Genomic DNA, 15,294 nt, shown 5'->3' with positions numbered 1-15,294 from the left:
GAAACGCAATAAGGCGGCTGACGATGTTCGCTGTCGGCTTAAAGCACGTCGCGATCTTTCAGATCCGCTCGCCGTGCTTCAAGCTTTTTTTTACGCGTGCCGTTATCGCAAAACCGCGCACACTTTTGCGCGACACGCTTTAGCTAGCTTCCTTGATGGCGTGCCGGTCATGGTTCGGCGAGTGCGCCAGAATGCGATTGCGGCCCTGCGTCTTGGCGTCGTAGAGCGCAGCGTCGGCCTCGGTCAGCAGGCGGTTCGGATTGGTCCGCAGGACGGCGCCCGTCGCGCAGGAGACGCCGATGCTCGCTGTCACCCTTTGGAATTCGCTGCCGGTATGCACGATATTCTCCTGAGCCAGGCGGCGCGCGAATTGCTCGGCGACGATCATCGCCCCCTTGGCGCTGGTGTCGGGGAGGAAGACCACGAATTCTTCTCCGCCGTAACGCGCGACGATATCGGCCGGGCGGCTGACGGACTGGCGCAGGCACTTGCTGACGACACGCAGGCATTCATCCCCGGCGGGATGACCGTAAGTGTCGTTATAGGCCTTGAAGCGGTCGATATCGACCATCAGCAGGCTGAAAGGCGTGTTCTTCCTGGCGCTGCCCGCGGTCTCGCGTGCGAAAGCCTCATCGAAGGCGCGGCGGTTGACCATGCCGGTGAGCCCGTCGGTTTCGGCGAGGTTCTTCAGTTGCTCGGCCGACAGCCTGAGCGCGATTTCCGCCTGCTTCGTCGCGGTGATATCCGAGACGACGGCCATCGCCGTACCGTCTTCCGCAAGCCGTGTGCGGATGCTGCGCCAATCGCCGTTGTGAAGCTGAACCTCTTCGTCCTTGTTGCTGTGAAGCGAAGTGCTGGCGCGCTCGATCCACTCCTCGATATCGCCATCCACAGCACCAGGCCGCTCGCCGGTTTCGATGACGCGGCGCAGGATATCGCTGATATGGGCGCCGACCACGCGCGCATCCCCGGAAAGCGGGAAGGCTTCGCGATACTGATCGTTGCAGAAGAGAAGAAAACCCTTGCTGTCGTACATGGCAATGCCATCGGACATGCTGGCCATCGCATGCGACAGCAGGTTCTTGCTTTCACGCAATTGCCGCTCCAGCGCGGCGCGCTCGGTGACGTCGCGCGTGACACCCGCAAGGCCGATCACCCGCCCCTGCTTGTCCCGCAGCGGCACTTTGGAAGCGAGCAGGAAACGGCCTTCGATCCGTTCGCTGGAATCGATCAGCGGCTTGCCCGTTTCCATCACCTGCTGCTCGAGATGATACAATTCTTCCGCGAGCGGCTGCGACATCAGATTGAAGTCAGACAATCCGGTCATCTCCGCCGTCGTTCTGAAACGGAAGAGGCGGGTCATGTTTTCATTGACCGTGATGAAGCGGCTGTTCCGGTCCTTCACATAGAGATAGTCCGGCGACTGCGAAAATGCCGTCACCAATATGCTTCGCTCCAGCTCCCATTGCTGCGTCTTCAGCAGAACGAAGCCGCCGAGCACGGTCGCCAGGCAATTCAAGGAGGTCAGGGGAAAACCGACGCCGGCCAGAACATGGGCCTTCACGAGGGTGGGAAGCAAGGCCATCGAGGCGACCAGCGCGCCGCCGAGGGCCAGGCTCACCAGCGCAACATCGCGGAGCCCGGCAGATCTCTTGCGTGTCCAGAAGTAACCCGCCAGACCGACACCGGTCGCGGCAGCGATAGCAATGATCCCGTCGATCATCGCCGTGCCGCCGACGACGAAACGGAAAGCGATCGCCAGCGATGCGGCAAAAGCCGCCGCGATCGGCCCGCCGAACAGGCCGGCCAGAGCAAGAGGCGCAAAACGCAGGTCGATATAGATGCCGGGGATGAATTCGATCGCCAGCAAGATGGATCCGATGGAGGCGCTGCCGGCTAGGATGCCGAAAGCGATCTTTTCCTGCCTGAACGAACGGTGCTGAAATTGGATCGAAAAATGCGCCCAGAGCGAAATTGCCAGGCACACGAATGAAAGGTTGCCACCAAATTGCGTCCAGATGCCATTCACCGCGTAGGATCCACCTTCCAAGACATGTAACGAACTCATCATAGGCAAAACTGGTTTGGGCTTGGTTAAATCGGAACCGATCGGCCTGCATTCCCGCAAAAAGGCTGATGGCTCAAAAATTGATCCTCGATCGGCCGGCGGCGGTCATGCCGCGGCATTTTCTGATTTCATTGCGCGGCGCGGAGCATCGGCCGGAAGGCCTGAACCCGGTTGCTGCCGCAGCCTCGCAATATTTTCACGGGTTGCTAGTTCCGCTACCCGGCCGCCAGAGGGGTGTCGGCGCCAGAACGACGCTGTCACGCAGAATATAAGGCATGCTTAACAACGCCTCGCATCATCGCCGGGAAACTTATCCCGACGACACAAGCATGCGCTATTCGGATAGGCCTGCGCAATAAGACTATCCTTGCGCGATATGCGGCTTAAGCGGAAACCGATGGTTGTTGCGCATCCTCCGCTACTTGCAGATCGCCGCGGCCAGGAAGCCGCGCATCGCATCGCCATAGGGCGGCCGCATCATGTATTCCGCTTCCACCATCTTGCTCTGATGATAGACTGCGCGTGGGTGCGAAAAGGCGAGGAAGCCGAACTTGCCATGATAGGCGCCCATGCCGGAATGGCCGACACCGCCGAACGGCAGCCCCTCCGCCGTGACATGGCTCATGCAGTCGTTGACCGTCACCCCGCCGGAGGTCGTATTGTCGAGGACGCGGCGCTCCTCTTCCTGATCCTGGCTGAAATAATAGAGGGCGAGCGGGCGCGGCCCGGCATTGATACGATCGACAACCTCGGCAATATCGCGATAGGCGACGACCGGCAGCACGGGTCCGAAGATCTCCTCCTGCATCACGCGCATATCGTCGGTGGGATCGAGGATCAGGGTCGGCGCTATGCGATGGGCCGATTGCTGGGAGAAGTTCTCCGCCGCCGGATTGATCTCTACGACACGCCCGCCCTTGGCCCTGGCATCATCGATCAAGCCCCGGACACGGGCGTAATGACGGGCATTGACGATCGAGGTGTAGTCGGGATTTTCCTTCAGCGTCGGATACATCGCGCCGACCGCCGCCACCGCATGTTCGGCAAAGGCTTCGACGCTTTCCTCGGGCACATAGACATGATCAGGCGCAAGGCAGATCTGGCCGGCATTCAGCGTCTTGACCGTCATGACCCGGCGCGCCGCATCCGCGAGATCTGCCGAACGGCCGACGACGACGGGCGATTTGCCGCCGAGTTCGAGGGTAAGCGGCGTCAGGTTTTCCGCCGCCGCACGCATGACATGATGGGCGATCGCGGTGCCGCCCGTGAAGATCAGATGGTCGAAGGCAAGCGATGTGAAGGCAGTGCCCGTCGCCGGCCCACCCTGAACGACGGCGATCTCCGTTTCGTCGAAGGCGCGGGCGATAAGCTCGGCCATCAGCGCGGAAGAGGCCGGCGTTACCTCCGACGGTTTGATCATGGCGCGGTTGCCGGCGGCAAGGATGCCGGCGAGCGGCGCAAGCGCGAGCTGATAGGGAAAATTCCACGGGCTCAGGATGCCAACGACACCCTTCGGCTGATAGACCACCCGGGCCACCGCATCCGGGAACAGGGCCTCATGCTCTTCCGGCTTCAGCCATTCGGCAAGATGGGCCTTGGCATATTTGAGCGAGCCGACGCAGGTGAAGACATCGAGAAGCAGGCTCGCCTCGACGCTGCGGCTTCCGAAATCCTCCGACAGCGCCGCGGCGATCATATCCTTATGATCGACGAGAAGGGCGATGACGCGGTCGATGCGATCGATGCGGGTCGCAATATCGGGCGGCCCGTCCTTCAGGAACGACGCTCTTTGCCGGGCAAGCAGCGCCTTCATGGCGTCGGGGCTGGTATCGGCGGCGATTGAGGTGACGCTGTTCATTCTTTCCTCCCTTTGAACGGTGTCAGGCGGCCGGCTGGCGCACGACCGGTTTCAGCACGATGCCCTTCTCCGAATCCTCCACCGCCCGGTTGATGTCGGCGAAATCATAGAAGGTGACGAGCCTATCGAAGGGAAAGCGACCCTGCCGATGAAGATCGATCAAGAGCGGGATCAGCACATCGGGATTGGAATCGCCCTCGACGATGCCGCGCACCCGGCGTCCGCCGGAGAGGATATGGGTGAGATCGAGTGTCAGCGTCGCGCCGTGCGGCGAGGCCCCGACGATGCCGCAGGTGCCGCGCGGCGCGAGCACGCGCACGCATTGATCGATCACGGCAGGTACGCCGGAGGCATCGATCGCATAATCGACGCCGGCGCCGGTCAGCGCCATGATCGCTGCGACCACATCCCCGGCCTTGCCGTTGACGATATCCGTCGCGCCGAGTTCACCAGCAAGCGCCAGCCGCGTTTCGTTCACATCGACCGCAATGATCCGGGACGCGCCGACGATCCGCGCCGCCATGACGGCGGCAAGACCGACCGAGCCCATGCCGAAAACCGCGAGCACTTTTCCCGGTTCGACCTTGAGCGCGTTCATGACGGCGCCGGCGCCGGTCTGGATGCCGCAGGCAAGCGGCCCGAGCAGCGCCAAATCGGCGTCATCAGGCACCTTGACAATGTTGCGCTCATGGCAGAGCGCGTGGCTCGCAAAAGAGGACTGCCCGAAAATATTGCCGTGTACCGGCTCTCCCCGATAGGAAAGCCCGCTCGAACCATCCGCCCGCGAACCGAAGAAATTGCGCGGGAAGAATTCGTGGCAATAGGTCTCCTCGTGATCGTTGCAGCTCGGGCAATGACCGCAGGAATTGAAGGTCATGACCACGTGATCGCCGCGCTTCACCTTGGTGACACCCGGGCCGACGCGCTCGACGATGCCGGCGCCCTCATGGCCGAGTACGACCGGCTGGGGCACCGGCAAATGCTGATCGCGCATGACGATGTCGGTATGGCAAACTCCCGTTGCCACGACACGAACCAGGATCTCGCCCTCGCGCGGCTCCTCCAGATCGAGACTTTCCAGCGAAAACGGCATATGCGGCGCACGCGCCACCGCGGCATGGATCTTCATTGCTTCCTCCTCCCGATAGCAATCCGTACGGCCCGGCCATGCCGGGCCTAGCCTCAACGGCCGCGCTTGTAGGCGCCGAGCCCCGGCTGATAGGTCTTGTCGTCGAGGAACTGCTTCAGCCCCTCGTCGCGCCCCTTGGTCTTGTCGAGAAACAGCATCTGCTCCAGCTTGGCGTAGATGTAGTCGTCGGCGAGATCCCACGGCAGGTTGCGCACCCGCTTGTAGGTGTCCTTGGCGGCCTTCAGCGTCACCGGGTTCTTTTCGAGCAGGCTGGCGCAGATCTTGCGGACGCGGGTTTCAAGCTCTGCGAGCGGCACTGCCTCGTTGACGAGACCCACTTCCGCAGCCTTGCGCCCGCCGAACAGCTCGCCGGTCATGATGTAGTAGAGCGCGTCGCGGTGGCGCATCACCTCGGCCACCGCGCGGGTGACGTTGCCGCCCGGCAGGATGCCCCAATTGATCTCGGAGAGGCCGAAATTCGCCTCCTCGGCGGCAATGGCGAGATCGCAGGAGACGAGCGGCGTGAAGGCGCCGCCGAAGCACCAACCGTTGACCATGGCGATGGTGGGCTTTTCGAAGTACATCAGCCGGTTCCACCAGCCGCCGGATTGGCGCCGCGCCTTCAGCGTGGCATCGCGCGGCTTGTCGTCGTTGTCGCGGAAATATTCCTTCAGATCCATGCCGGCCGACCAGGATTCGCCGGCGCCGCGCAGGACGAGGACGCCGCAGCGCTCGTCGCCTTCGAGTTCGTCGAGCACTTCGAGCATCCGGGCATTCAGAGCCGGATTCATCGCATTGCGCTTTTCCGGGCGGTTCAGCGTCACGAAGGCGATGCCGCCATCGAATTCGACCAGGACCGGCGATGTGTTTTCAGTCATGAGTTCACTCCATTGGTTTCGGCACGAGACCGGGGCCGCTTCACGGGGCCTGTCGTTGAAGGATTTTCTCGGAATGGTGCTGGCGCAGAACATGTTTCTGCACCTTGCCGGAGGCGGTGCGGGGAATGGTTTCGACGAAGAGGATGCGGGCCGGGCGCTTGAAGGCGGCGAGCCTTTCCGCGCAATGGCCGGCGATCTCCTCGCCCGTTGCCGCAGCCCCCGGCCGCAGCACGACATAAGCGACGCCGCATTCGCCCCACCTTTCGTCGGGAACCCCGATAACGGCGGCGTCGAGAATGGCGGGATGGCTTGCGAGCGCGGCCTCAACCTCGGCGGGGTAAACATTTTCGCCGCCGCTGATGTACATGTCCTTCAGCCGGTCGACGATGCGATAGAAGCCGTTGGCTTCACGCCGGCCGAGATCGCCGGTGCGGTACCAGCCGTCGGTAAAGGCGGCCGCGGTTTCCCGCGGCTTGTTCCAATAGCCCGACGTTACCGCCGGTCCGCGCAGCCAGAATTCGCCGATCTCGCCCTCCCCGACATCGCGGCCATCCTCGCCGACAATGCGAATGTCGAGCAGCGGCGCCGGAAGGCCGACGCTGCCGGGATTGTCCTGCACCGCGCGCCGGTCGATCGGCACGTGCAGCACCGTTCCCGCTTCGCTCATGCCGTAGCCGTTGACCAGTGCGACGCCATCGGCGAGATAGCTTTCGATCAGCGCCTGCGTCAGCGGCGCGCCGCCGACGAAGAGCGCGTGCAGGCTGGAGAGAGCCGCGGCGCTATAGGCAGGATCGTTACGCAAGGCGAGCGCGATCTGCGGCACGGCAAAATAATGGGTGATGGCGCGTTCACGATCGGCAAGGGCAGCCAGCGTGCGCGCCGGCGTGAAGCGGTCGGAGACGACGAGCGTGCCGCCGAGCATCAAGGTGGTACGCGCTACCGCGATCAGCCCGATCGTGTGGAAGAACGGCAGGTCGCAGAGCGCGACGGAGCCCGGTCCGATCTCGCCGACGAAGGAGAAATTGACCGCCGCGAAAAAGGCGTTGCGGCGGCTGATGACGACGCCCTTCGGCTGTCCCGTCGTGCCTGACGTATAGAGAAGGATGCAAGCTCCGTCGGTATCTGCGGGCACCGGAGCGGCAGGCAGGCTCGCCTCGATCCGCGCGGCAAGGCCGGCCGGGCCATCGGCCGTCGAAATCACCAACATCTCGGGATCGGCTTCGGCAAGGATCGCCACGACGGATGAAAACTCCTCGTCATGCACCAGGATGAGCGGCGCGCAATCGGCAAGGATCGGCCTGAGCTCGGCGGCGTTGAGCCGCCAGTTGAGCGGCACGTAGATGGCGCCGGTGCGCTGGCAGGCGAAGGCAAGCACGATCGAATCCATCGAATTGCGGGCCAGCATGGCGACACGCGCTCCGTCCCTCCGCGCCCCGAGCATCACGCTCAGGAAACCGGCGCAGCGGGCGATCCGCCGATCGACTTCGGCATAGGTGAGCTGCCGGCCGGTGGCGATCTCGAACAGGGCCTGACGATCCGGCGCGACCCGGGCGCGGTAAAGGATCGGATCGTCCTGCACCAGCCCGCAATCCGCAGGCGAAGCGATCCCGGAAAAGGAATGCGCCATTTTCTCCTCCCATGCCCTCCGCTCCTCCGCGGCAGGCATCAAATTTGTATGCAACACATACTAATATCCTTTCCCGGCGGGATGCAAGATGCTGTTCAAAGAAAATACGAAAGCCCGAGTGGACGAGAGAAATACTCCCGGTTGCCGCATAACGTATATTGACTAACCCGCTGATTTTGATGGTTATGGCGCCTCAACGAGGCGAGACGAACGATGGCCGCAAAACCACCACAGGATTATTTCGACACCGAGGAAGCTTCCGCAACGCCTCGTCTCGACGTCGGCAGGCTTGGCGATCTCCTGGGCTTTCATCTGCGCATGGCGCATGTCGCGATCTATCGCGACTTCGCCGAAACCATGGAGGAGCTGGCGCTGACACAGAAGCAGCTCGCGGTGATGGAACTCATCTCAGCCAATCCGGGCGCATCGCAAATCGACCTCGCCAACACGCTCGGCACCGACCGCGCAACCATGATGGCCCTCGTCAACCGGCTGGCCGCCCGCGACCTGGTCGAGCGCCGCCCCTCCGCAGCAGACCGCCGCCGCCAGGAACTGCATCTGACGACAGCGGGACGGGCGATGCTTGTGCAGGCACGCAAGCTGATCGACAGGCATGAGCAGCATTTCATCGACCTGTTTTCGGGCGACGAAATGGCGGCGCTGCTCACCGCGCTGAAGCGGATCTATAAGGGAAACTAGCTTCCGAAAGACCAGAAATGGCCTCCAATGACGCATCATCCGACCCCTCGGGCGCCTGGAAGGCACTCTGACGGCATACGACAGCGTGGTCCAGCTCCGAAAAGATCTGAGCGACGAGAAGGCGAACGCCACGAGGGGAGGGCCGTCATTCACAAGCGCCTCGACGCTTGATCGCCATCGCCGGCCTACCGATCGGCAGCATTGTGGCCTACATGAGCGATCGCGCGATAACCTGGGTAAGGCACTGGCTGAGGATAGATTAGATAGCCGTCAAAATCGTTCTGAACGCGGCGCCAAAAAGGTGGGCCGCACGGCTACTGCCATGGGGTTTGGCAGTGCAGCGAGCTGCTTGACCGCACGACCCGCCGGATAAACGGACGATGGATTCCTCAGTTCCACGATGTTCGTCAGCGTACGCCGACAGGTGTGGTAGGGGAGGTCCGAAGTGGCGCTGGGGCAAGCGGGTCACGGACGTTTCCCCACGAACTGGTCAAAAAAAGCCCCGCTGGATTGGCGGGGCTAGTTAACGCTTTTGGAAAGGACGAATGTGCGAGTCTCCGTAGAGACTGTACGTCCGATAGTAAAACGCCGCAAAGCAAGAGGAGTTCCATGTATTTTGCAATGTTCAAATCAACAAACGCAATAGAGCCTCTTCGTCTGTAACTCCGTGTTGATACGACTGGATGATCCGAGCCGCCAGATCTTGCCGCTCTGCATCCGATTTGACCTGTTTGGCCAGAACGACGTGATCGAACACCCTTTGGCATAGGGCCACTTCGTCATCATTCAGCACGCTTTGGGTCTGGAATACCTGAGACAGGATCATGACGCCCTCACTTCCCATGCTAACCTTAGGCCGTGAGCGCGATGGTTCAACGTGAGAGCACCTCACGACTTAGTGTTCGGCCTGCATCCGAGGGCGTCGGGCCGCGCGGAGCGTCGCTTTGGGAGCAGACCGGAAACCTACCTCCGCACGACCCAACTCTGGAATCGGGTGGATCGCTAGGAGAAGGGCATAATGCGATCTAAAAGTACTGATTTTCTCCCGCGATCCAGTGATCTAACCTGATTGTCGCTGTGTAGTTCCCGTAAGGTGCCGGACGAGAAACCCCCGCAATTTGCGGGGTAGTGTGCGGGGTTGTTTTGTAAGCATTGCGCCGAGCCACCTACAAAACTTTGCATAATTTTCTCTTGGTCCGCAATAAGTCGTACTTTATCCTTTAGAATTATATTTCCGACTGTAAAGTAACGTGTTGTACGTTGCCGGACCAAAGATCGGACGCCATCTACAAAGCGAAATAATATCTCCTATTATAGATGTAGTGCCGCCTGGCGATTATTTGCTTACCCCAAGCAATGGTGTCTCCTGTGCGCTGGGCGGCCATCCCGCCTAGCATCAGTCACACCAATCGTTGCGACGCCCCGGCGTCCACGGCCGGTCGAACCCTTCTTGTAGCAGGGTCCTCCCAATATCTTCTATCTTCGTCATTCGTTCGATGTTGACGAGCGGCCGGTGCGACTGCGTCTTGTCCGCCGCGCCAGCGGCAAAAATACTTCGGCAAGCTGTATGCTCACTCTGGCACTTTACGTCGTAAAGAGCCCGTCGCTAGTTTCAACTATACCCCGGCAGATTAATAAATTCAGGCAATTGATTATCTTCAGACCCGCGCCAACCTTCAGTAGATCGGCGGTCGATGACTCTGCACTTCCACCATCAAAAGGACGCCCCGATCGTCCTTTTGAGCAATCGGTCGAAAGAGCGTCGCCAGGGCTAGGCTGTAAGGGTTCGTGTTTGGGGTAAGGTGCCATGGAGCTGGTCTATTACTGCGTGCACAAGCTTGGGAGCTTTTTTTACAACACTTACTATCTGAATGGTCGGGCAATGGCGCTCAGTTTCGCCATTTCTATTGGCTTGGTTCTGATCGTTTTCGCGGTGGAACTCGCCTATGTGGGGTTCGGCAATTCCGGGTTCCGTCGGGTTTTCTTCGAACGCACCAAATCCACAATCACCGACATCGTCTATTTCGTCCTTCAGGCGACGGGAATGATTACGCTGTTCGCGGCGCTCGCATCATTCGGTCTGTCCTATGCCATCACCCACGCGGCCCAGGATGCCCCCCACCTGGATCTTGCCCGGAGGCTGCCAAGCTGGGCACATGTTCTCTTGTTCCTAGTGCTGTCAGACTTCTTGAGCTACTGGCAGCATCGGCTGATGCACCGGCTGCCCGTACTATGGCGGCTGCACGAATTTCACCACGCAGCCGAAGAGTTCAACGCGCTGACTTCGTCGCGCGAGCATCCGCTGGAGAAGGCCATAAACGTGGCCATCATGGTCGTTCCGGCGCTGCTTATCGGGCTGCCAACGGCGGAATTCGCCTTCGTGACCATCACCTTTGGCGCCATTGGTCTGGTCAAGCACAGTGCCATTCCCTGGCATGGCTGGTTTGGCAAATACGTGATCCAGTCACCACGCGACCACTTCATCCATCACTCCCGAGTGCGGGAACATCACGACAAGAATTTCGCCAATTATTTTCCGATCTGGGATCATTTGTTCGGCACCTATTACGAGGGTGAAGCAGAAGGTGCAAAGCTCGGTCTCGACCGCAACTACTTCAACCAAACCGATCCGTTCCGCGAAAGCATCGCCACAGAAATCCGTTTCTTCCAACGCGCGTGGCAAGCTGCCAAGGCCGTACGCCCCATAAGCGGAAAACCTGTCTCCCCGCAGGGGCTGTCGGGCCCGGGAGAGCGCCGGTAGCGCGAAGCCGGCATCGGTTTAAAATGTGAAAAGCGCCAGCTTTCGGGGACCACACACCTAGCATCCGTTTGCCCTGATGTTGGGCAATCAGTGTTCGGCAGCTTCGCGCCGTCATAATAGTCATCGAGCCGCAGGTCGCAGTTGCTGCAAAGCGGACATGACACAACGCAGGTCGCAGTTGCGCCAAGAAGCCGCCATTCTGCCCCATGCGGGTAATTAGATCACGAATTCCTCCTCATACGTCCGTGGCTCGGGAACGACCGTAACCTCCACCGGAACGATCCAATTGGCCGCGTAGCTCTCGCAGTCGGAATGCGGGAGGTCGGGCTGCACGCACCCCGCCCCATCGATCGCGCGGCACCGCAGTATATATTGCCCCACCTCTTCAGGGGTCCATATGTACTCCCACAAGCGCCATGCAAAGGGACGTTCTGTTTCGAGGAGCCTTCCCTCGCGCCAGCCCCTGCCATCTCCGGTGCAGACCTGCACTTGCCGGACAACAGCCTCTCCGCTCCAGGCGGCTCCGAAAATCCTATACGGTTGGCCAACAATGAGACGCGCCCCCTGCACGGGACGCGCCATCTGCGCTTTGACCTGCATCTCCGCGAGGGGGACCAGCCTGGGTTCCCCGAGGCTGCGCTCCCAACGGAAATAGTCGCGCGCCTGCCAGTAGCCAAGGAACGGTTGCTCCATAACCATGATATCAGTGATCCACTTGACCCAAGCCATGCCGAACCAGCCGCCCACGACCGCGCGTAGCGGGTAGCCGTGATCGCGCGTCAACGGCTCCTCGTTCATCGAATAGGCAAGCATCGTGCTGTCAGCGATGGCCTTCTCAAGCGGTAAACTGCGCGCAAAAGCAATGGGGCCGGGAGAAGCCGTTTTCTTGTTAGCGTCGACGACGCCGCTGTCGGCACCTACGAGCAGAACCTCACGTGCGGTTGGCTTGACGCCCGCCATTTCTAAAATCTCGCGCAGAGGAACACCGGTCCACGCGGCATTGCCGACGGCTCCGTTCTGCCACTGCAACCCCTCCTTCGGCGGCACATAGTAGACGCGCCCGTTCCCTGCGCACTCGACGACGGCAGTGAGAGTCGTGCTCCGCATCGCCTTGATGCTGTCGAGGTCAAGTTCGATCGGCCGCTCCACCGCCCCGCCAACGCGCAATCTCCAGTCTCGCGCATCGAGGTCCGGCGACGGGAAATGGTTTCGCACGAAGAACAGCTCGGTTGGGATCAGCCAATCGGAGAGCGACGCAAACGGAAACTCGATGTTCGGTGGGGATTTCTGTCGAACTATTAGGCTGGGTTGCTCTGGTGTCGGCATCGTCTTCGTCTCCCCTTCCAAGAACACAACGTTGACACTCGGTCGCGCGAATTCCGGTTCGATCACACCGCCCTTCGCAGTGCGTCTGTCGCGTTCCGCCTTAGACCCTAGCACATACCGCACGTTCCTCGCATCGACCTCGAACGGCAGCAAAGGGCCGACCCCAGACCCTAGCGGCAAGAACTCTGATCTCCGCTTTCGTTTTGGGTGTTTACCAGCGGACAGTCGGCCTTCGGCCACATGTCGGCATTACCGATTTTGACGCGCAATGATGCTATTTGCACTTTGCAGTCCTATGCCGGCTTGGAATTAGGTCAGCACGATTTGCGACCCAATAACTCTGGGCCTAAGGCCAATCCGCATACCCCGAAGACAGCATGCTGTTTTCCGAACCGGCGGAAGCGCGGGCGATCTCGCGGTAGCCGGCGGGGGAAAGGCCGGTCTTGCGTTTGAAGAAATGGCTGAAATAGGTCGGGTCGCGGAAACCGAGACTGTCGGAGATTTCCTGGATGTTGCGGGCCGAGCGCTCCAATCTCAGCTTTGCCTCCTGCACCACGCGTTCGTGCAGGAGCTGGATCGGCGAGCGGCCGAGCGCCCTTTGGCAGATGGAATGAAGCCGGTCGGCGGTGACGCCGAGTTCGGCGGCATAATCGCTGATAGGACGGTGCTTGCGGAAACCGGCCTCGACGAGCTGGCGGTATCGCTGCAGGATCGATCCGGTTTCGCCCTGCCCTCGCTCCTCGCCTCTCTCCCCGCCGCAGCCGCGCCAAAGCGCCATCAGCGCCAGCCTGATATAAGCGGCTGCGACCATCCAGGACGAGCGAGCGGGATGGCCGAGTTCGCGCACGAAACCCGAAATCAGCGGCGCGATTTCGGCCACCAGTTGAGGATCGGCGGCTTCGACCAGCTTGCGCTGTTCGGTGAAGAGACGCAGCGAATAGGATTCCACCTTGTCGCCGATCGCATCGACCATGATCTGCGCCGACACCCCGACAAGATGGGCCGCGGTGCCGGCGGCAATTGAGAGATCGCATCGCGCCTGCGGCGGCAGGAAGGCGATGAGTTGCCCCTGCAGCGGCCGGTCTTCGCCATTGTCGAAATGCAGTTCTGCCGAGCCGTCCCCAAGCAGGAGGAAGTGATGAAAATCCGCGTAGATCCCTTTCTGGAAACGAATGCGCCGGTGCGAGAGCGACGGCCCGTGCCATTCGCCCCTCGCATAATGATGAATGCCTCCGTTCGTCGCCAACGCGCCCTCCTCTTTCGCAGCGAACAGTGCGGCAATCGCCGGATAATTACAATATTAACCCAATAAATCGCATTCCATCCTGAAGCGATCGGCGTAACCTCATCTCCATCAGCCTTTGGGAGGAGGCACCTCGACAGATGCGGGAATGGTTGGACGGCCCTTGGGCCGCGGCTTCCGCTCGTCTTCTCCCACGGCAATGAAACAAGCATCGGCTGGCGGCGGATGGGGAAAACGGTGTTTTCGGCAAAGCTGATGATCAACAACGAGGCGGTGGAGGCGTCCGACGGGGCGACTTTCGAACGTATCGATCCGCTGACCGGCGACGTCGCGACGGTCGCCGCGGCAGGCTCCGTCGCCGACATGGCGAGGGCCGCCAATGCAGCCGCAGCCGCCTTTCCCGATTGGTCGCAGACCGGCCCGGGCGAGCGCCGCAGGCTGCTCAATGCCGCAGCCGACCTTCTCGAAGCCCGCACGGGCGAATTCATCGCCGCCATGACCGGCGAAACCGGCGCCACCGCGCAATGGGCGGCAATCAATTGCGGGCTCGGCGCGGATATTCTGCGCGAGGCAGCGGCGATGACGACGCAAATCTCAGGTGAGCTCATTCCATCAGGCATTCCGGGCAGCATGGCAATGGCGGTGCGCCAGCCGGCCGGTGTCTGCGTCGGCATCGCCCCCTGGAATGCGCCGATCATCCTCGGCACCCGCGCCGTCGCCATGCCGCTTGCCTGCGGCAACACCGTCGTCCTCAAGGCCTCCGAACTCTGCCCGAAGACCCATGGCCTGATCGGCGACATCCTGCGCGACGCCGGCTTTCCGCGCGGCGTCGTCAATGTCGTCTCCAATGCACCAAGTGACGCCGCCGCCGTCGTCGACGCGCTGATCGCCCATCCGGCCGTGCGCCGCATCAACTTCACCGGCTCTACCCGCGTCGGCAGGATCATCGCCGAATCCTCGGCACGGCATCTGAAACGCTGCCTGCTGGAGCTCGGCGGCAAGGCGCCCTTCATCGTGCTTGCCGATGCCGATATCGACGAGGCGATCGGCGCCGCCGCCTTCGGCGCCTTCATGAACCAGGGCCAGATCTGCATGTCGACCGAGCGGATCATCCTGATGGACGAGATCGCCGACGGCTTCGTCGGCAAGTTCCGGACGAAGGCCGCAACGCTGGTCGCCGGCAGCCCCAAGGATGGCAATACACCGCTCGGCACGCTGATCAACGCCGAAGCCGTGCGCCGTGTGCGGTCGCTGATCGACGACGCCGTGCAGAAAGGCGCCGTCCTCGTTTGCGGCGGCGAGGCGCACGGCACGCTGATGGATGCGACCGTCATCGATCACGTCACGCCAGCTATGCGGATCTATCGGGAGGAGAGTTTCGGGCCGGTCGCGGCGATCATCCGCGTCGGCAGCATCGACGAGGCCGTGACGGTTGCCAACGACAATGAATACGGGCTTTCGGCGGCGGTTTTCAGCGGCGACGTCAACGCCGCGCTCGCCGTCGCCATGCGGCTCGAATCCGGCATCTGCCACATCAACGAGGCGACGGTTTCCGACGAGCCGCAAATGCCGTTCGGGGGCGTCAAATCGAGCGGCTACGGCCGCTTCGGCGGCAAGGCCGCGATCGACGAATTCACCGAGCTTCGATGGGTCACCATCGCATCGGGAAAACATCAATACCCGATCTGAAGCCAGATCGGCCGGA

11 protein-coding genes and 1 pseudogene are annotated in these 15,294 nt (G+C 61.4%); 4 read left to right on the top strand and 8 right to left on the bottom strand.

The window, feature by feature from the left end; all coding sequences use genetic code 11:
- Nucleotides 1–139 precede the first annotated feature (139 nt).
- The 5 genes from ATY77_RS01105 to ATY77_RS01085 form a co-directional block, all read right to left on the bottom strand.
- Complete coding sequence (locus ATY77_RS01105) at nt 140–2,071, bottom strand: diguanylate cyclase (protein ID WP_088685705.1); 1,932 nt, start codon at nt 2,069–2,071, stop codon at nt 140–142.
- 415 nt (nt 2,072–2,486) lie between these two features.
- On the bottom strand, nt 2,487–3,926 hold the full coding sequence (locus ATY77_RS01100) for a coniferyl aldehyde dehydrogenase (protein ID WP_088685704.1): 1,440 nt from the start codon (nt 3,924–3,926) through the stop codon (nt 2,487–2,489).
- Between the two features lie 22 nt (nt 3,927–3,948).
- On the bottom strand, nt 3,949–5,055 hold the full coding sequence (locus tag ATY77_RS01095) for an NAD(P)-dependent alcohol dehydrogenase (RefSeq protein WP_088685703.1): 1,107 nt from the start codon (nt 5,053–5,055) through the stop codon (nt 3,949–3,951).
- A gap of 53 nt (nt 5,056–5,108) precedes the next feature.
- A complete protein-coding gene (locus tag ATY77_RS01090) occupies nt 5,109–5,933 on the bottom strand; it encodes a p-hydroxycinnamoyl CoA hydratase/lyase (RefSeq protein ID WP_088685702.1) in 825 nt (274 codons plus the stop codon).
- Between the two features lie 40 nt (nt 5,934–5,973).
- The gene (locus ATY77_RS01085) at nt 5,974–7,560 is read right to left on the bottom strand and encodes an AMP-binding protein (protein ID WP_088685701.1); all 1,587 of its coding nucleotides are present in this window, start codon (nt 7,558–7,560) and stop codon (nt 5,974–5,976) included.
- Between the two features lie 213 nt (nt 7,561–7,773).
- Here ATY77_RS01085 and ATY77_RS01080 point away from each other — a divergent pair, with 213 nt between their 5' ends.
- Together ATY77_RS01080 and ATY77_RS33080 are read left to right on the top strand one after the other, a co-directional pair.
- Nucleotides 7,774–8,259 carry a MarR family winged helix-turn-helix transcriptional regulator gene (locus ATY77_RS01080; RefSeq protein ID WP_088685700.1) on the top strand — a complete coding sequence of 162 codons (486 nt, stop codon included), beginning with the start codon at nt 7,774–7,776 and terminating at the stop codon, nt 8,257–8,259.
- A gap of 34 nt (nt 8,260–8,293) precedes the next feature.
- Nucleotides 8,294–8,522: pseudogene (locus ATY77_RS33080) on the top strand (hypothetical protein).
- Nucleotides 8,523–8,884: 362 nt separating this feature from the next.
- Here ATY77_RS33080 and ATY77_RS01075 read toward each other — a convergent pair.
- A complete protein-coding gene (locus ATY77_RS01075) occupies nt 8,885–9,085 on the bottom strand; it encodes a hypothetical protein (RefSeq protein ID WP_088675592.1) in 201 nt (66 codons plus the stop codon).
- Between the two features lie 981 nt (nt 9,086–10,066).
- Here ATY77_RS01075 and ATY77_RS01070 point away from each other — a divergent pair.
- Nucleotides 10,067–11,020 (top strand): sterol desaturase family protein, encoded by a 954-nt coding sequence (locus tag ATY77_RS01070; protein ID WP_088685699.1) that lies wholly within the window; start codon nt 10,067–10,069, stop codon nt 11,018–11,020.
- A 216-nt stretch (nt 11,021–11,236) separates the two neighbouring features.
- On the opposite strand, the gene ATY77_RS01065 is transcribed toward ATY77_RS01070, so the two are convergent.
- Nucleotides 11,237–12,412, bottom strand: a complete 1,176-nt coding sequence (locus tag ATY77_RS01065) for a sulfite oxidase (RefSeq protein ID WP_190237557.1) — start codon at nt 12,410–12,412, stop codon at nt 11,237–11,239.
- A gap of 280 nt (nt 12,413–12,692) precedes the next feature.
- Nucleotides 12,693–13,592, bottom strand: a complete 900-nt coding sequence (locus ATY77_RS01060; protein WP_088685698.1) for a helix-turn-helix transcriptional regulator — start codon at nt 13,590–13,592, stop codon at nt 12,693–12,695.
- A gap of 222 nt (nt 13,593–13,814) precedes the next feature.
- On the opposite strand from ATY77_RS01060, the gene ATY77_RS01055 reads away from it, so the two are divergent.
- Nucleotides 13,815–15,278, top strand: a complete 1,464-nt coding sequence (locus ATY77_RS01055; RefSeq protein ID WP_088685697.1) for an aldehyde dehydrogenase — start codon at nt 13,815–13,817, stop codon at nt 15,276–15,278.
- Nucleotides 15,279–15,294 lie beyond the last annotated feature (16 nt).

It is taken from the genome of Rhizobium sp. R634 (genome assembly GCF_002211305.1).
Lineage (GTDB): Bacteria > Pseudomonadota > Alphaproteobacteria > Rhizobiales > Rhizobiaceae > Rhizobium.
Note: the sequence above shows the minus strand (reverse complement) of the source record. Positions and strands in the feature narration are given on the sequence as shown.